This window comes from Microbacterium oxydans (assembly GCF_000956525.1).
Taxonomy (GTDB): domain Bacteria; phylum Actinomycetota; class Actinomycetes; order Actinomycetales; family Microbacteriaceae; genus Microbacterium; species Microbacterium oxydans_A.
On record NZ_JYIW01000026.1, the window covers coordinates 209745 to 229395 of the forward strand.

The 19651-nt window shown below is 68.1% G+C and carries 20 protein-coding genes; 16 read left to right on the top strand and 4 right to left on the bottom strand.

Going from position 1 to position 19651, the window contains the following annotated elements:
• The first annotated feature begins 157 nt into the window (after nucleotides 1-157).
• From lepA to hemW, 4 genes are read left to right on the top strand one after another with little or no spacing between them, the layout of a single operon-like run.
• The gene (gene lepA, locus RS83_RS13555) at nucleotides 158-2011 is read left to right on the top strand and encodes a translation elongation factor 4 (protein ID WP_045280059.1); all 1854 of its coding nucleotides are present in this window, start codon (nucleotides 158-160) and stop codon (nucleotides 2009-2011) included.
• 29 nt (nucleotides 2012-2040) lie between these two features.
• On the top strand, nucleotides 2041-2514 hold the full coding sequence (locus RS83_RS18365) for a DUF1990 family protein (protein WP_231587787.1): 474 nt from the start codon (nucleotides 2041-2043) through the stop codon (nucleotides 2512-2514).
• Between the two features lie 38 nt (nucleotides 2515-2552).
• The gene (locus RS83_RS13565) at nucleotides 2553-3206 is read left to right on the top strand and encodes a DUF1990 family protein (protein ID WP_045280060.1); all 654 of its coding nucleotides are present in this window, start codon (nucleotides 2553-2555) and stop codon (nucleotides 3204-3206) included.
• The gene (hemW, locus tag RS83_RS13570) at nucleotides 3206-4459 is read left to right on the top strand and encodes a radical SAM family heme chaperone HemW (RefSeq protein ID WP_045280061.1); all 1254 of its coding nucleotides are present in this window, start codon (nucleotides 3206-3208) and stop codon (nucleotides 4457-4459) included. Before RS83_RS13565 ends, hemW begins: the two co-directional genes overlap by 1 nt.
• A 16-nt stretch (nucleotides 4460-4475) precedes the next feature.
• On the opposite strand, the gene RS83_RS13575 is transcribed toward hemW, so the two are convergent.
• The gene (locus tag RS83_RS13575) at nucleotides 4476-5894 is read right to left on the bottom strand and encodes a carboxylesterase/lipase family protein (protein ID WP_045280834.1); all 1419 of its coding nucleotides are present in this window, start codon (nucleotides 5892-5894) and stop codon (nucleotides 4476-4478) included.
• A 103-nt stretch (nucleotides 5895-5997) separates the two neighbouring features.
• On the opposite strand from RS83_RS13575, the gene hrcA reads away from it, so the two are divergent.
• The 9 genes from hrcA (at nucleotide 5998) to RS83_RS13620 (ending at nucleotide 14140) form a co-directional block, all read left to right on the top strand.
• Complete coding sequence (gene hrcA, locus RS83_RS13580; RefSeq protein WP_045280062.1) at nucleotides 5998-7029, top strand: heat-inducible transcriptional repressor HrcA; 1032 nt, start codon at nucleotides 5998-6000, stop codon at nucleotides 7027-7029.
• Nucleotides 7030-7066: 37 nt separating this feature from the next.
• Nucleotides 7067-8182 (top strand): molecular chaperone DnaJ, encoded by a 1116-nt coding sequence (gene dnaJ / locus RS83_RS13585; protein ID WP_045280063.1) that lies wholly within the window; start codon nucleotides 7067-7069, stop codon nucleotides 8180-8182.
• Between the two features lie 3 nt (nucleotides 8183-8185).
• On the top strand, nucleotides 8186-8914 hold the full coding sequence (locus RS83_RS13590) for a 16S rRNA (uracil(1498)-N(3))-methyltransferase (RefSeq protein ID WP_045280064.1): 729 nt from the start codon (nucleotides 8186-8188) through the stop codon (nucleotides 8912-8914).
• A 118-nt stretch (nucleotides 8915-9032) separates the two neighbouring features.
• Nucleotides 9033-9383, top strand: coding sequence for a histidine triad nucleotide-binding protein (locus RS83_RS13595; protein WP_045280065.1), 351 nt, complete (start codon nucleotides 9033-9035; stop codon nucleotides 9381-9383).
• Between the two features lie 118 nt (nucleotides 9384-9501).
• The gene (locus RS83_RS13600) at nucleotides 9502-10530 is read left to right on the top strand and encodes a PhoH family protein (RefSeq protein ID WP_230113839.1); all 1029 of its coding nucleotides are present in this window, start codon (nucleotides 9502-9504) and stop codon (nucleotides 10528-10530) included.
• Nucleotides 10527-10985, top strand: coding sequence for an rRNA maturation RNase YbeY (gene ybeY, locus RS83_RS13605; RefSeq protein WP_045280066.1), 459 nt, complete (start codon nucleotides 10527-10529; stop codon nucleotides 10983-10985). The genes RS83_RS13600 and ybeY overlap by 4 nt, the downstream gene beginning before the upstream one ends.
• The gene (locus tag RS83_RS13610) at nucleotides 10982-12277 is read left to right on the top strand and encodes a hemolysin family protein (RefSeq protein WP_045280067.1); all 1296 of its coding nucleotides are present in this window, start codon (nucleotides 10982-10984) and stop codon (nucleotides 12275-12277) included. The genes ybeY and RS83_RS13610 overlap by 4 nt, the downstream gene beginning before the upstream one ends.
• Nucleotides 12270-13169: a GTPase Era gene (gene era / locus RS83_RS13615; protein ID WP_045280836.1), complete on the top strand. Its 900-nt coding sequence runs from the start codon at nucleotides 12270-12272 to the stop codon at nucleotides 13167-13169. Before RS83_RS13610 ends, era begins: the two co-directional genes overlap by 8 nt.
• A 32-nt stretch (nucleotides 13170-13201) precedes the next feature.
• Complete coding sequence (locus tag RS83_RS13620) at nucleotides 13202-14140, top strand: NADP-dependent oxidoreductase (RefSeq protein ID WP_045280068.1); 939 nt, start codon at nucleotides 13202-13204, stop codon at nucleotides 14138-14140.
• A gap of 1 nt (nucleotide 14141) precedes the next feature.
• Here RS83_RS13620 and RS83_RS13625 read toward each other — a convergent pair whose 3' ends face one another.
• Nucleotides 14142-14792, bottom strand: a complete 651-nt coding sequence (locus RS83_RS13625; protein WP_052679122.1) for a hypothetical protein — start codon at nucleotides 14790-14792, stop codon at nucleotides 14142-14144.
• Nucleotides 14793-14986: 194 nt separating this feature from the next.
• Here RS83_RS13625 and leuA point away from each other — a divergent pair, with 194 nt between their 5' ends.
• Nucleotides 14987-16741, top strand: coding sequence for a 2-isopropylmalate synthase (gene leuA, locus RS83_RS13630; protein ID WP_045280069.1), 1755 nt, complete (start codon nucleotides 14987-14989; stop codon nucleotides 16739-16741).
• 71 nt (nucleotides 16742-16812) lie between these two features.
• Here the strand turns inward: leuA and RS83_RS13635 are convergent, their stop codons facing one another.
• Entirely contained in the window at nucleotides 16813-17499 is a 687-nt protein-coding gene (locus RS83_RS13635) for a trimeric intracellular cation channel family protein (protein WP_045280070.1), read from the bottom strand.
• A gap of 34 nt (nucleotides 17500-17533) precedes the next feature.
• On the opposite strand from RS83_RS13635, the gene recO reads away from it, so the two are divergent.
• Both recO and RS83_RS13645 read left to right on the top strand, forming a co-directional pair.
• Nucleotides 17534-18274 (top strand): DNA repair protein RecO, encoded by a 741-nt coding sequence (gene recO / locus RS83_RS13640; RefSeq protein WP_045280071.1) that lies wholly within the window; start codon nucleotides 17534-17536, stop codon nucleotides 18272-18274.
• Nucleotides 18271-19074, top strand: a complete 804-nt coding sequence (locus RS83_RS13645) for an isoprenyl transferase (protein ID WP_045280072.1) — start codon at nucleotides 18271-18273, stop codon at nucleotides 19072-19074. Before recO ends, RS83_RS13645 begins: the two co-directional genes overlap by 4 nt.
• Here RS83_RS13645 and RS83_RS13650 read toward each other — a convergent pair.
• Nucleotides 19014-19625, bottom strand: a complete 612-nt coding sequence (locus RS83_RS13650) for an ATPase AAA (protein WP_045280073.1) — start codon at nucleotides 19623-19625, stop codon at nucleotides 19014-19016. The genes RS83_RS13645 and RS83_RS13650 overlap by 61 nt on opposite strands.
• Nucleotides 19626-19651: the final 26 nt, after the last annotated feature.

Here is a 19651-nt window from a genome sequence, read left to right on the forward strand (position 1 = left end):
ATCTCGGCATATCAATATTCTGGATCGTCAGAAAAATGTTATCCGGTCTGCTCACGAGTGGGACTGAGTCTCGCGGGCGGCCCTGGACCTCGGCGACATTACCACCAGAATTGACCGAATCTTCATTCGGTTCGCCTCACCGTAGAATCGAGTGGACATGTCTCCACGCGCTCTCACTCCGCTTCAGCCTGCCGCCACGCCCGCGAAGCAGATCCGCAACTTCTGCATCATCGCCCATATCGACCACGGCAAGTCGACCCTTGCCGACCGCATGCTGCAGATCACCGGCGTGGTCTCGGACCGCGACATGCGTGCGCAGTACCTGGATCGGATGGACATCGAGCGCGAGCGCGGCATCACGATCAAGAGCCAGGCGGTGCGGATGCCCTGGGAGATCGATGGCGAGACCTTCGCGCTCAACATGATCGACACCCCCGGCCACGTCGACTTCACCTACGAGGTGTCGCGCTCGCTGGCCGCGTGCGAGGGCGCGATCCTTCTCGTCGACGCCGCGCAGGGCATCGAGGCGCAGACGCTCGCGAACCTCTACCTCGCGCTCGAGAACGACCTCCACATCATCCCGGTGCTGAACAAGATCGACCTGCCGGCCGCTGACCCGGAGAAGTACGCCAAGGAACTCGCATCGCTGATCGGCGGCAAGCCGGAGGACGTGCTCCGGGTGTCCGGCAAGACCGGTGTGGGCGTCGAAGAACTGCTCGACCGGCTGGTGAAGGAGATCCCGGCTCCGGTCGGCGATGCGGATGCTCCGGCCCGCGCCATGATCTTCGACTCGGTCTACGACGCCTATCGCGGCGTCGTGACCTACGTGCGCATGGTCGACGGCAGTCTGTCGCCCCGTGAACGCATCCAGATGATGTCGACCGGCGCGAACCACGACGCGCTCGAGGTCGGCGTCTCCAGCCCCGAGCCGATCCCGTCCAAGGGTCTCGGCGTCGGCGAGGTCGGCTACCTCATCACCGGCGTGAAGGACGTGCGTCTCTCGAAGGTCGGTGACACGATCACCGCAGCGCGCAAGCCCGCGACCCAGGCTCTCGCCGGATACACCGACCCGAAGCCGATGGTGTTCTCGGGCATCTACCCGATCGACGGCAGCGACTACGCGGAGCTGCGCGAGGCGCTCGACAAGCTCAAGCTCTCCGACGCCTCGCTGCAGTACGAACCCGAGACCTCGGTCGCCCTCGGCTTCGGCTTCCGATGCGGCTTCCTCGGCCTGCTGCACCTCGAGATCATCACCGAGCGCCTTGAGCGCGAGTTCGGTCTCGACCTCATCACCACCGCTCCCAGCGTGATCTACGAGGTCTTCACCTCCGACACTGCGGAGACGGTGACCGTGACGAACCCGAGCGAGTACCCCGACGGGCGCATCGGCTCGGTGTCCGAGCCGATGGTGAAGACGGCGATCCTGCTGCCCAAGGACTACGTCGGCACCGTGATGGAGCTCTGCCAGTCCCGCCGCGGATCGCTGCTGGGCATGGAGTACTTCTCCGAGGAGCGCGTCGAGCTCCGGTACATGATGCCGCTCGGTGAGATCGTCTTCGACTTCTTCGACCAGCTCAAGTCCAAGACCCAGGGCTACGCGTCGCTCGACTACGAGCCGGCAGGCCAGCAGGAAGCAGACCTCGTGAAGGTCGACATCCTGCTGCAGGGCGAGAAGGTCGACGCCTTCAGCTCGATCGTGCACCGCGACAAGGCCTACGCGTACGGCACGATGATGGCCGAACGGCTGCGCAAGCTCATTCCGCGTCAGCAGTTCGAGGTGCCGATCCAGGCGGCCATCGGTGCCAGGATCATCGCCCGCGAAACCATCCGCGCGATCCGCAAGGACGTGCTCGCGAAGTGCTACGGCGGTGACATCACCCGCAAGCGCAAGCTCCTCGAGAAGCAGAAGGAGGGCAAGAAGCGCATGAAGATGGTCGGCCGTGTCGAGGTTCCCCAGGAGGCGTTCATCGCTGCACTCTCGGGCGACGTCGACAGCAAGGACAAGAAGTAGGGATGCCGTTCCCGGCGTACGAGCGAGGGATGACACGTCGCCCGCTCGTCTCGGTCCCGGCGGGACTGCGCGGAGCCGAACGCTCGGTGGCCGTACCGGCTGAGGCGCGCGCCGCGGTCGCCGCGCTCATCAGCAGCTGGGAGTTCAAGCGCCGTGCCGGATTCGAGGTGCCGTCGGCAGCGCCGTCGCCCGGCGCCGATGGTGTGCTCGCGAAGCGGTTGTTCGGCATCCGATTCGCTGAGCCTGTGCGCGTGGTCTGGGCGGATGAGCACGGCTTCGGCTACGAGACGAGGCCGGGGCACCCGCTCTACGGCGAGGAGTCGTTCGTGCTCGACGAGCACGGCGTATTCACCGCGCGATCCGTCTCGTGCCCGTCGAACCTGTTCTGGCGGTGCTGTACGCCGGCGCTGCGACTCCTGCAGCGGTCCGTCTTCCGGCAGTACATGCGCATCGTGCGGGACGCTGCTGCGTCACCCATAGATGTGACCCTGGACGGCGAGTGAGGGTGTTCACTCAGGCAACCCCAAGTAGGCTGGATCTCATGCGGCGCGGGACTTTCCGAGACGGCACGGTGGACTATGCGGCCGTGGGTGCGACCCACGCCCCCGATCTGATGCATTACCCGCCGGAGCGCAGCATCCCGGCGGAGAACTCATGGCGCATCGGCAGCGGACTCGAACGGTTCCAGACCGCCGGTGAAGCGCTGCTGTCGTGGACCGCGCAGCGCGCATCCGGGCTGAGCGTGGAAGACGTGCGCCCGGCCCCGGGTCCTGCGTACGCCGGCGTCAGCTTCGACGCCGAGGGCAACCCGATCGCTCCGAGCAAGCGCGACGTCGAGCCCCGCTACGACGCGGAGGGCATGCCCTTCGTCGGGCCCGGCATGACGCTGCACCTCCGCGGACGTGTCGCGAACATGCGGGCCGACGCCGAGCTGCGCGTCATCTCGGTCACCGAGGAGACCCGTCGGATCGGCTTCGTCCTCGGCACCGTCGGCGGCTCGGTCGTCAGCGGCGAGGAGTCCTTCGACCTGGACTGGCGTGAGGACAACGACGAGGTCTGGTTCACGGTGCGCGCCTTCGACGCGCCCACCTCCCTGCTCTACCGCACGGTTCCCGCGCTCGTGAAGCGCCGGCGGCGTGAGCTCTTCGCGCGATACCTCCGCGCGATCTCCCCGCTGTACGCCACCCCCGTCTGATGGCGGGACCGCTTCCCCTGGGTGACCCGGCTCCGACCGACGGGCGACTTCCCGGCGATCTGCCGATCGACACGAGCGTGCCGTTCTCGGCGTACCTGCATGTCCCGTTCTGCCGTGTGCGCTGCGGCTACTGCGACTTCAACACCTATACCTCGAGCGAGCTGCGCGGCGCGAAGCAGGAGGACTACGCCACCACCCTGATCACCGAGATCGATCTGGCGCGGCGGGTGCTCGGCGACGTCGGCGCGCTGCGCCCGATGGACACCGTGTTCTTCGGCGGGGGCACGCCGACGCTGCTCCCGGCCGGGGACCTGGCCCGGATGCTCGACGCTGCCGTCTCGGCCTTCGGCCTGGTGGACGGTGCCGAGGTCACGGTCGAGGCGAACCCCGACACCGTGACCCCGGAGGTCGCCCGCACGCTCGCAGCCGCGGGGGTCACTCGCCTGTCCGTCGGCATGCAGTCAGCCGTGCCGCACGTGCTCGCAGCTCTCGACCGCACGCATCAGCCGGAGAACGTCCGCACCGCGGTGGCCGCTGCCAAGGACGCTGGTCTCGCGGTGAGCGTCGACCTGATCTACGGTGCCCCTGGAGAGTCGCTCGCCGACTGGGAGGCATCGCTCGACGCGGCCTTGGCGCTCGAGTCCGACCATATCTCCGCATACGCGCTCATCATCGAGGACGGCACGAAGCTCGCGCGGCAGATCCGCCGAGGCGAGGTGCCCACACCGGACGACGATCTGCAGGCCGACATGTACGAGCTCGCGGATGCGCGTCTCGCCGCGGCCGGATTCGACTGGTACGAGGTCAGCAACTGGGCGCGCCCTTCGACGGGTGCAGGAGCCGGAGACAGCGCGAGCGGCATGGACAACCGCTCCCGGCATAATCTCGCCTACTGGCGGGGGAATGACTGGTGGGGCTTCGGTCCCGGCGCGCACAGCCATGTCGCCGGGCTCCGGTGGTGGAACGTGAAGCATCCGGCTGCCTATGCGCAGCGACTCGCGGCATCCGAATCCCCGGCCGCAGGCACAGAGCGACCGGACCCGGAGGCGCATCTGCTCGAACGGGTGCTCCTGTTGAGCCGTCTCGCCGAGGGCATCGCCATCGCCGAGCTGCCGGATGCCAACCGTTCGCGCGTGGCAGGGCTCATCGCCGACGGGCTGGTCGATCCCGCAGCTGCACTGCGTGGCCGGATCACGCTCACGTTGCGGGGGCGACTGCTCGCCGACGCCGTCGTGCGCGAACTCACCGACTGAGCGCCCGGCCGAAGCATCACCCTGGGAGCAGGTCCAGGCCCGTGGTTCGACGCTGGGCGACGGTCGAACTGGTCTCGTCGAACAGCCGCGTCTGTCGGGAAGGCCCGTAGACCGGCCAACCGGGATCGCCGGTCGTGACGAATGCGATCCAGGCGGCGTGCATCTCGTCGGCCAGCGCCTGCGGTGCGTCCGGTCCGGCGAGGCGCTGCGTCTCGGGATCGTCGAGTCGATCGAACACGAATCCCAGCTCGAGCGCGTGCGCCGCACGCAGATCGCGCACCGGGCTCGGCCAGGCGAACTCGTACACGTGGGTCGTCGCAGGCCGCGACCTGGCGACCCCGGTCATCGCGCGCCGGAGCATCACGTCGGTCGCGAGCTGACCGAAGATCTCGCCCGTGGAGGCGGAGGGCCACTCAGCGCGGTACTCCGCAACTGCTCGGCGCGGGATCCGGAGTGCCAGCGTCGCGAGGAAGAGCTTGAGCCTGCTGATGCTGCTGAGCGCTTCAGGTGGGAACCACAGCCGGTACTCGTCGGTGTTCGTCCCGATGAGCAGTGGTGTGTCGATACGACCCAGCACCTCGTGCGGCGATCTGGGCATGCTGTCGGCATCGATCGCCGGCTGGTAGCCGGGTGCTCCACCGAGCGGTGACGAGCCGGCCGACTGCTGTCGACGGATCTCGAGCAGGTGATGCGGCGAGACTGCAGCGAACGATTCACGATCCGCACGGATCCCCAGCCGCTTCGCCATCTGCGTGGTCACCCGGCCGGCCTTCTCGGCTGTCTGGGCCTCGAGCGGTCCGGACTCGATGATCGCGCGGGAGATCAATCGACGCGAGTCGTCCCTGGTCAGCAATGCGGCGACGAGTGCGCCGCCGGCGGACTCGCCCATCGCCGTGATCCGGTCGGGGTCGCCGCCGAATGCCGGGACCTCGCGGTGCACCCATTCGAGTGCGGCGGCCGCGTCGCGTAGACCGAGATTGCGGGGCGCGTTCTCGAGCACCGAGAAGCCCTCGGCGCCGAGGCGGTAGTTGATCGAGACGAAGACGATGCCGGCGCGAGCGAACGCCGCCCCGTCGTAGAGCGAGAGCGCTGCGGTGCCCCGCTCGAGCGCGCCCCCGTGAATCCACAGCATCACGGGGGCTGCCGTGGCATCGGCCGGTGCCCAGACGTTCGCGGTGAGGATGTCGTCGCCCTCGATGTGCACGGAGCCGAGGAGTTCGCCGGTCGCGCCGGTGTACGGCACCTGTGGCGCGGTCGGGCCGAACTCGAGCGCGTCGCGCACGTCGGCCCACGGTGTCACCGGCTGCGGTTCACGGAACCGGTTCTCACCGAACGGCGCCGCGGCGTAGGGGATGCCGAGGAACCGGACGATCCCGCCGTGGGCTGAGCCCCTGATCGTTCCGGAGGAGAGGGTGACGGTGGGGGAGTCGGCCATGAGCGCCATCCTAGGGTCCGTCGTCCCGCAGTTCGGAGGTTCCCCGGTCGCACGGGGTAGGATTGGCACTCTGAACGTCCGAGTGCCAGCGGAAGGGAAGGCGATGGTCACAGATCGAGGACTCCAGGTTCTCCGCGCGATCGTGCAGGACTACGTCGAGACCCATGAGCCCGTCGGAAGCCGCTCCATCGTCGACCGGCATTCCTTCGGCGTCTCCGCGGCGACCATTCGCAACGACATGGCGCTGCTCGAGGATGAAGAGCTGATCACCGCGCCGCACACATCGTCAGGTCGCGTCCCGACCGACAAGGGCTACCGCGTCTTCGTCAACCACCTCGCACAGCTCCGCCCGCTGTCGACGGCGCAGCGCTCGGCGATCGAGTCCTTCCTCGGCACACCGGCCGACCTCGACGACCTCATGGTGCGGACCGTGCGCGTGCTGACCCAGCTGACCGGTCAGGTCGCGCTCGCCCAGTACCCGTCGTTCGCACGTGCGCGAGTCACGCACGTGGAACTCGTCGGGCTGGCGCCGAATCGGCTGCTGATCGTGCTGGTCACCGATGCGGGTGGTGTCTCCCAGCGCATCGCCCAGCTCGGGGTCGATGTCGACGAGACCGGGCTCGCGCTGCTCCGTGCCCGCATGTCGGAGTTGATCACCGGTCGGGCGATCGGCGAAGCATCCGACCGCCTGCAGTCGCTGCTCGACGGTGAGGAACTACCCAGCGAGCGGGCGCTCCGCACGCTCGCTGGCGTCGTCATGGACGAGCTGGGCGGGTTCCGGCAGGAGCGCCTCGTGATGGCGGGTGCGGCCACCCTGGCGCGCCGCGAACACGACTTCCGCGGCAGCATCCACCCGCTTCTCGAGGCGATCGAGGAGCAGGTCACCCTCCTGCGACTCATGAGCGAGATGGTGACCGATGAACACGGCTTGGCCGCGAGCATCGGCACGGAGAACGCGTCGTTCGGACTCGGCGAGGCGTCGATCGTGACCAGCAACTACGCCGCTCCCAGCGGCATGGCGCGCGTCGGCGTCATGGGGCCGACGCGCATGGACTACCCGAGCAATCTCGCCGCGGCGCGGGCTGTGGCCCGCTACCTCACGCGGATGCTCGACGAAGACGAGGCGAGCCGCTGACGCGGCTCCCCACACGAACACACGCAGAAAGGCGATTGTGGCGGACCACTATGAGGTTCTCGGGGTGTCCCGGGACGCGTCCATCGACGAGATCAAGAAGGCCTACCGACGGTTGGCCCGGCAGCTGCACCCGGATGTGAACCCGGGGGAGGATGCCGCGGAGAAGTTCAAGCTCGTCACGCACGCGTACGACGTGCTGAGCGACTCCGATTCCCGTCAGCGCTACGACATGGGCGGCGGAGACGGTGCCGCCGGCAACTTCGGCGGGTTCGGCGGCTTCGGGGACATCTTCGAGACGTTCTTCGGCGCGGCCCAGGGTGGCGGACGCGGTGGACGCCCTCGCTCCCGCCGCGAGCGCGGCCAGGATGCGCTCGTGCGCGTGACCCTCGACCTCGGCGACGTCGTGTTCGGCGCGCATCGCGACATCGAGGTCGACACCGCTGTGCTGTGCGAGACCTGTCAGGGCTCCTGCTGCCAGGAGGGCACGTCACCCGTGACCTGCGACATCTGCGGCGGCTCCGGTCACGTGCAGCGCCAGGTGCGCAGCCTGCTCGGCAACGTCGTCACCTCGCAGCCCTGCGGCACGTGCGAGGGCTACGGCACCACGATTCCGTACCCCTGCGGCACCTGCGGCGGCCAGGGTCGTGTCCGTTCGCGTCGGACCGTGTCGCTCGACATCCCGGCCGGCGTCGAGACCGGACTGCGTCTGCAGCTCCCCGGCTCCGGCGAGGTCGGGAAGGCCGGTGGCCCGAACGGCGACCTGTACGTCGAGGTGACGGTCAATCCGCACCCCGCGTTCAGCAGGGACGGCGACGATCTGCTCGCGACGCTCGAGGTGTCGATGACCGACGCCATCCTCGGCACCGAGACCGAGATCCAGGGCCTCGACGGTGCGGTGGACCTCGAGATCCGTGCTGGTGTGCAGTCCGGTGATGTGCTCACCATCAAGGGGCGAGGCATCACGCCGCTGCGCGGTTCGCAGCGCGGAGACCTCCGGGTCGGTGTGCAGGTGGTGACGCCGACCAAGCTCGATTCCGCACAGCGTGCCCTGATCGAGGACTTCGCGAAGAAGGCCAAGGCGCCGGAGCCGCAGCTCGCGCAGTTCCAGCAGGGGCTGTTCTCGAAGCTCCGCGACCGCTTCCGTTCGCACTGATCCATGGCGCTGCACTTCCTCGTCGAATCATCGTCGGATGCCGCGGTCGGCGACCTCGTGTCGCTGACCGGGGCCGAGGCGAAGCACGCAGCGGTCGTCCGGCGATTGCGCGTGGGCGAAGCGATCACGATCGGCGACGGGGCCGGAGTCTGGCTCAGCGGCGTCGCAGAGGCGGTGTCGCCGTCACAGGTCGACGTGCGGATCTCCGAGCGCACGGCGCAGCCGGCACCGGTGCCGCGCATCGTGCTGGTGCAGGCCCTGGCGAAGGGCGATCGCGACGAGCTCGCCGTGCAGGCGGCATGTGAGCTGGGCGTCGACGAGATCGTGCCGTGGCAGGCGAGCCGGAGCATCTCGCGCTGGGAGGGTTCGAAGGCCGTGAAGGGCCGAGAGCGATGGGCGTCGATCGTGCGAGAGGCGGCGAAGCAGGCGCACCGGGCCTGGGTGCCCCAGGTCGCGGCTCCGGTGTCGACCGCGCAGCTCGCGACGCGCGCGGCGAGCCAACGACTGCTCCTGCTCGACCCGACCGCCGAGACGCGGTTGTCGGAAGTCGCGCCGGACGGCCGAGACCTCGTGCTCGTCGTCGGCCCAGAGGGCGGCATCACGCCGGAGGAGCTCGCCAGGCTGACGGATGCCGGTGCCGAACGCGTCCTCCTGGGCGACACCGTGCTGCGCACCTCGACGGCAGGCCCTGCGGCGATCGCGGTGCTCTCGGTCGCCCTCGGCCGGTGGTGACGCCTTCGCTCGGTTCCGGGACCCTTCGACACGCGCAGGAGACGAGCTATCGGCGTGCTGAGCCTGTCGAAGCATCCTCGACGGCCGCGTGTCTGCACCGATCAGTAGACTTGGACTCATGACGGACACCTCGATCTTCACGCGCATCCTGAACGGTGAGATCCCCGCCGAGATCGTCGGTGAGACCGAGCGTCTCTTCGCGATCCGCGACATCGCGCCGCAGGCTCCGGTGCATCTCCTGGTCATTCCGAAGACCGCCGAATACGGCGATGTCACCGAGCTGGCCGCCGGCGATCCCGCGCTGCTCGCCGAGCTCATCGCCTTCGCGAAGGAGCTGGCGGCGCAGCACACCGATGACGGCGACTTCCGCCTCGTGTTCAACACGGGCGCGAATGCGGGACAGACCGTCTTCCACGTCCACGCGCACATCCTCGGCGGCGGACTGACCGAGAAGAGCGTCGGTGCCTGACCACGACATGCCCGTGAACATCACTCCGGACGACGGCGAAGCCCGTGAGCCGCAGGAGCGCACACTGAACCGTCCGGCCCCCGAGGCCGTCGACAGGATCGCCGTCGATGGCGTCGCGATGGTGCAGCTGCTCGGACCGCAGGATCGTCTGCTGCGCATCCTCGAGAAGGAGCACGGCGATGTCCAGGTGCTCGTGCGGGGCAACGAGATCACGCTGAGCGGAACACGCGCTGATGTCGTGAAGGCCAGGCAGCTGGTCGACGAGCTTCTGGAGATGACCAGAGCCGGCCAGAACCTCGCACCGAGTGACGTCGCCAGCTCCGCCCGCATGCTCAGGGTGGAGGGCGGCCCTCGTCCGAGCGAGGTGCTCGGCGAAGCGATCCTCACCACGCGCGGCAAGGTGATCCGTCCGAAGACCCTCGGTCAGAAGGAGTACGTCGACGCGATCGAGGAGAACACGATCGTGTTCGGCATCGGCCCGGCCGGTACCGGCAAGACGTATCTCGCGATGGCGAAGGCCGTGCAGGCACTGCAGCGCAAGGAAGTCACGCGCATCATCCTCACCCGTCCAGCCGTCGAGGCGGGGGAGCGGCTCGGGTTCCTGCCCGGCACCCTGACCGACAAGATCGATCCGTACCTGCGCCCGCTCTACGATGCGCTGAACGAGATGATGGACCCCGAGATCGTGCCGCGCCTGATGGCCACCGGGACGATCGAGGTCGCGCCGCTCGCGTACATGCGCGGCCGCACGCTCAACGACTCCTTCGTGGTGCTCGATGAAGCGCAGAACACGACGCCGGAGCAGATGAAGATGTTCCTGACCCGGCTCGGGTTCGGCACGCGCATGGTGGTCACCGGCGACATCACCCAGGTCGACCTTCCGGCCGGCGCCTCCGGACTGCGAACAGTGACCCGAGTGCTGAGCGACATCGATGACATCCACTTCTCCCGCCTGACGAGTGCAGACGTGGTGCGCCACTCGCTGGTCGGCCGCATCGTCGATGCATACAGCGAGTATGACGAACAGCGCACCGCCCAGCGGTTCGAGCGCGAGCAGGCGGCGGAGTTCGCCAATCGCGCCGAGCGTCGAGGCGGCGCCCCCAGACCCGGACCCCGCGACCGGATGCCGAAACGAGGACTCTCATGATCGAGATCAACAACGAGTCGGCCATCGAGGTCGACGAGACCGTGCTGCAGCGACTGACCGACTACAACCTCGAGCAGCTGCACGTCAGCGCCGATGCCGAGGTCGCGATCGTGCTCGTCGATGAGGGCGCGATGGAAGCGCTGCACGTGCAGTGGATGGATGAGCCCGGTCCGACCGACGTGCTCAGCTTCCCGATGGACGAGCTGCGACCCGGCACCGAAGACCGTCCGACGGCTCCCGGCCTGCTCGGCGACATCGTCCTCTGCCCGCAGGTCGCCGAGACGCAGGCGCAGGCCGCCGGTCACACGCTGATGGACGAGCTGATCCTGCTCACGACGCACGGGCTGCTGCACCTGCTCGGATTCGACCATGCCGAGCCCGACGAGGAGCGTGAGATGTTCGGGCTGCAGAAGGAGCTGATCCAGGGGTTCGCTGTGGCTGAACGCCGCCGATGACAGCAGTCTTCCTCCTCGCCGGCGCGGTCCTGCTGGTCGCGTTCGGCGGCCTGATGGCCGCGATCGACGCAGCATTCGGCGTGAACTCGCGATCCGATCTCGAGGAGATGGGCTCGGAGGGCCGCAACGCGGCGCAGCTCGCGCGAATCGCCGCCGACCCTGAGGCGCATGTGAACGCGGTGGCGTTCATCCGTGTGCTCGCCGAGACCGCCGCCGCGGTGCTCGTCACGGTCGCGTTCATGTTCCTGATCGACAACATCTGGTGGGCGATGCTCGCCGCCGCCGTCTTGATGACGGGGATCTCGTTCGTGCTGGTCGGGGCGAGCCCTCGAAAGTTCGGTCGGCAGCACGCCGACGGCATCCTGCGGGCGAATGCGCCGATCGTGCGAGGGGTGCGGATGATCCTCGGCCCGCTCGCGCAAGGACTCGTCGTGCTCGGCAACCGGGTGACGCCGGGCACCGGCCGGAGCTCGTTCAGCTCGGAGGAGCAGCTGTTGAGCATGGTCGACGAGGCTGCCTCGAACGACCTGATCGAGGCTGACGACCGCGACCTGATCCACTCGGTCTTCGACTTCACCGACCAGTTCGTGCGCGCCGTCATGGTGCCCCGCACCGAGATGGTCACCGTCGATGCGACCTCCACCACGAGCGAGGCCATGTCGCTGTTCCTGCAGCGCGGCGTCTCTCGCATGCCGGTCGTCGACGACGAGGCCGACGACGTCGTGGGGGTGCTGTACCTCAAGGACCTGGTGCAGTTCGCCTTCCGCGACGAGAACGCCTGGCGCACGGCATCCATCGGTCCGATCGCACGACCGGCGACCTTCGTCCCCGAGTCGATGCGCGCCGAGACCCTGCTGCAGCAGATGAAGCGAGACGCCGTGCACGTGTGCCTCGTGATCGACGAGCATGGCGGGATCTCGGGCCTCGTGACCCTCGAGGACCTGATCGAGGAGCTCGTCGGCGAGATCTCCGACGAGTACGATCGGGTGTCGGCCGAGTTCGTGGACCTGGGCGACGGACGGTATCGCGTGAGCGCACGACTGTCGCTCGAAGACGTCGGCGACCTGTTCGGCCTCGAGCTCGAGGACGAGGAAGTCGATTCCATCGGGGGACTGCTCGGCAAAGCGCTCGGACAGGTGCCGCAGCCCGGTGCGACCGCGGTCGTCGATGGCCTGGTCCTGACCGGGGGCGCGTCACGAGGACGCGGCAGGGGAATCGCCACGGTGTTCGTCGAACGAGCGGCCATCGACACGGATGCAACTGAACATGAGGGAGATGGACGCGATGACTGACCAGACACGGAGCGGCTTCGTGACGTTCGTCGGACGCCCGAACGTGGGCAAGTCCACACTCACGAACGCCCTCGTGGGCGAGAAGATCGCCATCACCAGCGAGAAGCCGCAGACCACGCGGCGGGCGATCCGCGGCATCGTGAACCGCCCTGAGGGGCAGCTCGTGATCGTCGACACCCCTGGCATCCACAAGCCGCGCACCCTGCTCGGCGAGCGCCTGAACGACCTGGTCGACCAGGTGCTCGGCGACGTCGACGTGATCGGCTTCTGCGTGCCGGCCACCGAGAAGGTCGGGCCGGGCGACCGCCGCATCGCGGCTTCGCTCGACGGGTACCCGCGTGCGAAGAAGGTCGCGATCGTCACGAAGACCGATGCGGCTGGCCGCGACGAGATCACCGAACGGCTGCTCGAGGTCGACGCCCTCCGTGAGGACTGGGCAGCGGTCGTGCCGCTCTCGGCGCTCACCCGTGATCAGCTGGAGGTGCTCGCGGACGAGCTGCTGACGCTGATGCCCAAGGGCCCAGCGCTCTACGCCGAGGGCATCACCACTGATGAGTCCGACGAGGACCGCATCGCCGAGATGATCCGTGAAGCCGCGCTCGAGGGCGTTCGTGATGAGCTGCCGCACTCGATCGCGGTGATCATCGACGAGGTGTCGGTGCGCGAGGACAACAGCAACCTCACGGATGTGCACGCGCAGATCGTCGTCGAGCGCGACAGCCAGAAGGCGATCATCATCGGACACAAGGGCAAGCGCCTTCGCGATGTCGGCGCGCGAGCGCGGGTCGGCATCGAGGAGCTGCTCGGCACGCGGGTCTTCCTCGGCCTGCACGTCAAGGTCGCGAAGGAATGGCAGCGCGACCCGAAGCAGCTGGGCAAGCTCGGGTTCTGACCCGCTGACCGGATGACGGAAGCAGGACCGTGATGATCGCACGACACTGGATCGCCCCGACGTGGGGTTCGCCGGAGGCCTGGGAGTTCGTCGAGGACGAGGTGCCTCCGCCCCGCACGGGCGAGGTCACGATCCGTGTCCACGCCGCCGGCGTCAACCCAGCGGATGCCAAACACGTTGCGGCTCCGCGTGACGACCTCGCGCTGCCGGTACCGATCGGATACGAGATCTCGGGGGAGATCACCGCGATCGGCCCGGACACGGCGATCGGATCGGGCCCGGCGGTGATCGGCGACGAGGTGATCGCGTTCCGTGTGTACGGCGGATACGCCACCGAGATCACGGTGGCGGCATCGAAGGCGTTCGCGAAACCGTCGACGCTGACGCATCCGGAAGCGGCGAACCTGCTGCTCGCCGGCACGACCGCCGCTGAGATGCTCGCGGTCACCGGAGCCGCACCGGGCGAGACGATCGTGCTGCACGGCGCCTCGGGCGCGGTTGGCGTGAGCGTGCTGCAGCAGGCGCGGCTGCGCGGCATCCGTGTGATCGGCACCGCGAGCGAGAACCGCTTCGACGTCGTCCGACAGTTCGGGGGCGTCCCGGTGGTCTACGGGTCGGGCCTGGAGAAGCGCATCCGGGACGCAGCGGACGCACCGATCGCCGCCTCGCTCGACGCTGTCGGCACGGACGAAGCCGTCGACGTCTCGTTGGCGCTGGTCGCCGACCGGGCTCGCATCGTCACGATCGCCGCGTTCGGACGGGCCTCGGCCGACGGCATCCGGGCCATCGCCGGCTCCATGCCCGACAGCGCGCGGTTCCGCGACGAGGCGCGCGGAGCATTGACCGCCCTGGCGCAGAACGGCGACCTCGTCGTGCCCGTCGCCCGCACGTTCCCGCTCGACCGGGCGCCCGCCGCCCATCGATTCCTGGCGACCGGCCACCCAGGTGGCAAGCTCGCGCTGATCCCGTGAGTCAGTCGATCTCCCGGAGCGCCGAGCTCACCACGACCACATCGTCGCCGTACTGGGCATCCGCGGCATCCTGGATCGTGCCGTCGTCCCACACGACCTGCACCCAGACGTAGCCGCGTTCTGTCGACACGGTCAGCGCGTCGTTCCCGAGGCGAGACGTCACGTCGTCCTGCACGCTGGCGAGCTCGGCGGCGTCCGTGGTGCCGTCGACGCCGTCGGTGGGATCAGCCGGCGCGATCGGGTCGAACAGGGCGAGCATGATGGGCGGATCGGTGTTCGTGTACCGCTCACCGTCGTATGTGCCGTACACGGCATATGTTCCCCAGGTCGTATCGCCGCTGGTCTCGCTGCCGTCGACGCCGTCCCACGTCCAAGCGTCCAGCGGGATGCCGGTGCACTGCGGCGGGTACGACTCGGCGACTGCACCGAGGCAGAGCTGCACATCGCCGGCGACATCCATCACGGTGCCGGTGGCGATGACCCTGCCGTCCGGCAGACCAGGGCGCGCAGCCTCGATACCCGCGCCGACCGGGGCGCCGGTGCTGGTCGGGGCTGGGGAGCTGCCAGGGCCGGCGGCGCAGGCGCTCAAGACGAGGAGCCCGACGATGGATGCGGCGGAGGCGAAGACGAGGCGACGCTGCAGTGTGCTCATGCTCAGGAGTGTCAACCGTCGCAGGATCGTCTCAACACGGTCTGACGTGGGTGGGCTTCCCTGCTAGCATGACGACATGCCTTTCGGCGGTCTGCTTCTTCTTAGCTGCCGCGACGAGTCCTAAGAGCTAGGGCCTTCCTCGTCGCGGCGCTTGTGTTGGCCCGTTTATCTTGACGAAGAGAAGAAGCCCAATCATGCAGAACACTCAGCGCCCGTCCGCGATGCCGATCCACAAGTATCGGCCGTTCCACGAGCAGATCACCGTCCACCTGCCTGACCGCACGTGGCCCGATGCCCGCATCACCGAGGCGCCGCGCTGGTGTGCGGTCGACCTCCGCGACGGCAATCAGGCACTCATCGACCCGATGTCGCCCGAGCGCAAGCGCGTGATGTTCGAGCTCCTCGTGAGCATGGGGTACAAGGAGATCGAGGTCGGCTTCCCCTCGGCGAGTCAGACCGATTTCGACTTCGTGCGGCAGCTCATCGAAGAGAACCTGATCCCGGACGACGTCACGATCCAGGTGCTGACACAGGCGCGCGAGCACCTGATCGAGCGCACGTACCAGTCGATCGCCGGCGCGAAGCAGGCGATCGTCCACCTGTACAACTCGACCAGCGTGCTGCAGCGCGAGGTCGTCTTCCGCACCGACAAGCAGGGCATCATCGACATCGCGCTCGAGGGCGCCAGGCTGTGCCGCAGGTTCGAGAAGACGATCCCCGAGACCCAGGTCTTCTACGAGTACTCGCCCGAGAGCTACACGGGCACCGAGCTCGAGTTCGCCGTCGACATCTGCAACCAGGTGATCGAGGTCTTCGAGCCGTCGCCCGAGCGCAAGGTCATCATCAACTTGCCCGCAACGGTTGAGATGGCATCACCGAACGTCTACGCCGACTCGATCGAGTGGATGAGCCGTCACCTCGCGCACCGCGAGAACGTGATCCTGTCGCTGCACCCGCACAACGACCGTGGCACGGCGATCGCCGCCGCTGAGCTCGGCTACATGGCCGGTGCCGACCGCATCGAGGGGTGCCTGTTCGGCAACGGTGAGCGCACCGGCAACGTCGACATCGTCGCACTGGGCATCAACCTGTTCACGCAGGGCATCGATCCGCAGATCGACTTCAGCGACATCGACCAGGTCAAGCGCACGGTCGAGTACTGCAACCAGCTCCCCGTGCCGGAGCGCAGCCCATGGGCGGGCGACCTCGTCTTCACGGCGTTCAGCGGCTCGCACCAGGATGCGATCAAGAAGGGCTTCGAGGCCATGGCGGTTCGCGCCGAGGCCGAGGGCGTCACCGTCGACGACATCGAGTGGGCCGTGCCCTACCTGCCGATCGACCCGAAGGATCTCGGCCGCTCGTACGAGGCCGTGATCCGCGTCAACTCCCAGTCGGGCAAGGGCGGAGTCGCCTACCTGTTGAAGGCCGATCACGCGATCGACCTGCCCCGCAAGCTGCAGATCGAGTTCTCCGGTGTCGTGCAGGCCAAGACGGATGCCGAGGGCGGCGAGGTCACCAGCGAGCAGATCTGGTCGATCTTCAACGACGAGTACCTGCCGGCGGCCGACACGGCAGCCAAGTGGGGCCGTTTCGAACTGCTCGCGACCCAGACCCGCAGCGACATGTCCGGTGACGTCGCACTCGACGTGGTGCTGCGCGATGACGACCAGCAGATCTCCGTGACCGGCAACGGCAACGGTCCGGTCGCGGCGTTCGTCGAGGTGCTGCGCGGCCAGGGCTTCGACATCACGGTGTACGACTACGTCGAGCACGCACTCAGTGCGGGTGGCGACGCGCAGGCCGCTGCCTATGTCGAGCTGCAGGTCGGCGACCAGCGCCTGTGGGGCGTCGGCGTCGACGGCGACATCTCGACGGCATCCCTCAAGGCGATTGTCTCGGGCGTGAACCGATCGATCCGCACGCGCCAGCAGGAGCTCGCGGCCGTCTGACGCTGGGGCCCTTCGACGGGCTCAGGGACCCAGCAAGTGGGTCGCTGAGCCTGTCGAAGCGTGCGACGGGCTCAGGGCTTGACGATCGCGATGGCGCCCGTCTCGGCGGCGACTTTGCGGCGATAGATGCGACGCTGCTCCGGCAGCGAGACGTCGAAGGTGACCGCGAGGATGCGGATGACAGTGGTCACGGCTATGCCGGCGACGGCCGCGATCGTGATGGGCATCCCCAGTGCCACGGCGATCACGATGAACGTGCATCCTGCACCCGCGGCGACCGCGTAGAGCGAGCCGACGTGCATGATCGCGGTCGGGAGTCCCATCAGCATGTCGCGGAGCACGCTCCCACCGACGGCGGCGCAGACGCCGATGAAGACAGCCGGCACCTCGGGGATGCCGAAGGCGAGCGCCTTGCTCGTCCCGAAAGCGCCGAACATCCCGATCACCACGGCGTCGAGCACCACGATCGCCGTGTTCAGTCGGGTGAAGAGTCCCGCGAGCAGCATGCCGAGCAGCGCTGCTCCACCGGCGGTGACCAGGTACCACTGATTCTGCAGCGTCGCGGGCGTCTGACCGAGCAGGATGTCGCGGATGAGTCCGCCGCCCATGCCGATCATGATCCCGATGATGGCGACGCCGAGCCAGTCGAGCCGTCGCTGCCCCTGGAAGCCCGACGCGAACATCGCGCCCTGCACTCCGCCGAGGCCGACGCCGAGCAGGTCCGCCCAGAGCGGAATGGTGAAGAGCGGTTCGGTCACCCGTCCATTGTCGCGCACGGAGGATAATCGAACAGTGCCGACCTACCGAGACGAAGCGGTGATCCTGCGCACCCACAAACTGGGTGAGGCGGATCGCATCGTGATCATGCTGTCTCGGCGGCACGGCAAGATCCGCGCCGTCGCGAAGGGCGTCCGTCGCACCTCGTCGAAGTTCGGGTCTCGCCTCGAGCCGTTCATGGTGGCCGATGTGCAGCTGTATCAGGGACGATCGCTCGACATCGTGCAGCAGGCGGAGTCGCTCGGTGCGTATGGCTCCGAGATCGCCGTGCACTACGACCGCTACACCGCAGCGAGCGCGATGGTCGAGACCGCCGACCGGCTCAGCGACTCCGAAGCGACGTCCGATCAATACCTGCTGCTCGTGGGCGGACTCCGGGCGCTCTCACGCGGCGAGCATGTGCCGCGCAGCATCCTGGATTCGTATCTGCTGCGCGTCATGGCGCTGTCTGGCTGGGCGCCCTCGTTCGACGACTGCGCCCGCTGCGGGACCCCCGGCCCGCACACCACCTTCGTCGCGCAGCTCGGCGGGGTCGTCTGCAGCCAGTGCGCGCCGGCCGGAAGTCCCCGCGTGGCCGAGAAGACGCTCGAACTGCTCCGGTCGCTGCTCCGCGGCGATTGGGATGCCGTCGACGCGGCGAGCGTGGCTGAGACGTCGGCCGCATCCGGCCTCGTCGGCGCCTATGCGCAGTGGCATCTGGAGCGCGGCATCCGCTCGTTGGCACACGTCATCGACCAGTCAGGAGAAGCCCGGTGAGTCCGAAGTCCTACACGCACAAGGATGCCGTGGCGTACCGCCCGCTCGACTGGACGGGGAAGTACCCACCCGAGTTCCCGGCGGTGCCCGACCACGTCGCGGTCGTCATGGACGGCAACGGCCGCTGGGCGAACCGTCGAGGACTCAGCCGCATCGAGGGGCACAAGGCGGGGGAGGAGGTGCTGCTCGATGTGGTCGCCGGCGCGATCCAGGCGGGCGTCAAGCATCTCTCCGTGTATGCGTTCTCGACCGAGAACTGGGCGCGCTCTCCCGAGGAGGTGCGCTTCCTCATGGGCTACAACCGCGACGTGCTGCACCGTCGGCGCGATCAGCTCAACGAGTGGGGAGTGCGCGTGCGTTGGGCCGGCCGCAAGCCCCGGCTCTGGGGCAGCGTGATCAAGGAGCTGCAGTATGCGGAGCAGCTGACGCGCGGTAACGACGTGTTGACGCTCACGATGTGCGTCAACTACGGCGGACGGGTGGAGCTCGTCGATGCGATGCGGGCGATCGCCGCTGATGTCGCAGCCGGTCGGGTGAAGCCGAATGCGATCAGCGAGAAGATGATCCGCCGGAACCTCTACGTGCCGGACATGCCCGATGTCGATCTGTTCCTACGGAGCTCCGGCGAGCAGCGCACCTCGAACTTCCTGCTGTGGGAGTCCGCGTACGCCGAGATGGTCTTCCTCGACACCCTGTGGCCGGACTTCTCACGCGAGGAGCTGTGGCGCGCGATCGCCGTCTATCTCTCTCGCGACCGTCGCTTCGGCGGCGCGATCGACGTGCCGGACGCGCCGGCCTGAGCCTGGAGCCAGCGCTCCGCCTCGCGGGGGTGCCGGAGCCGCACGACCGTGAGGTGCGGGAACTGCGCGGTGACCTCGGGCATCCGTTCGTGCCACTTGTGCAGCGTCTTGGTCTGCCACGCGAGGATGTTCTCCTCCGGGTCGCCCCGGAACATCCGCCAGATCGGCTTCTCCACGTTGTCGTTCCACATCCTGGTGCGCAGGATGCTGCGGCTCAGCGTGCGTCGGAGCAGCCGAGTCCGCACGACCCGGTACGGGTAGTCCAGCCAGATCGCGAGGTGCGCTCGAGGGGTGAGGATCTCGTCGGTTCCCTTGCTGGTGTACTGCCACTCGGTGACCCAGCGGTCCTCCGCCGCGAACGCTCGCACGTCGTCGATGAACTCGGGACGAGGCGTCCAGTCGGGGCCGTGGAAGAGCCCGTCGATCTCGACGTGACGGAGGTCCCACAACTCGGCGATCCGTCCGGACAGCGTCGTCTTGCCGGATCCGGTGACCCCGGCGACGAGCACCCGCTCCGGCCTCATCGGCAGCGGATCATCGGCAGAGAGCATCCGAGCATCCTATCCGCGGCGGGCCT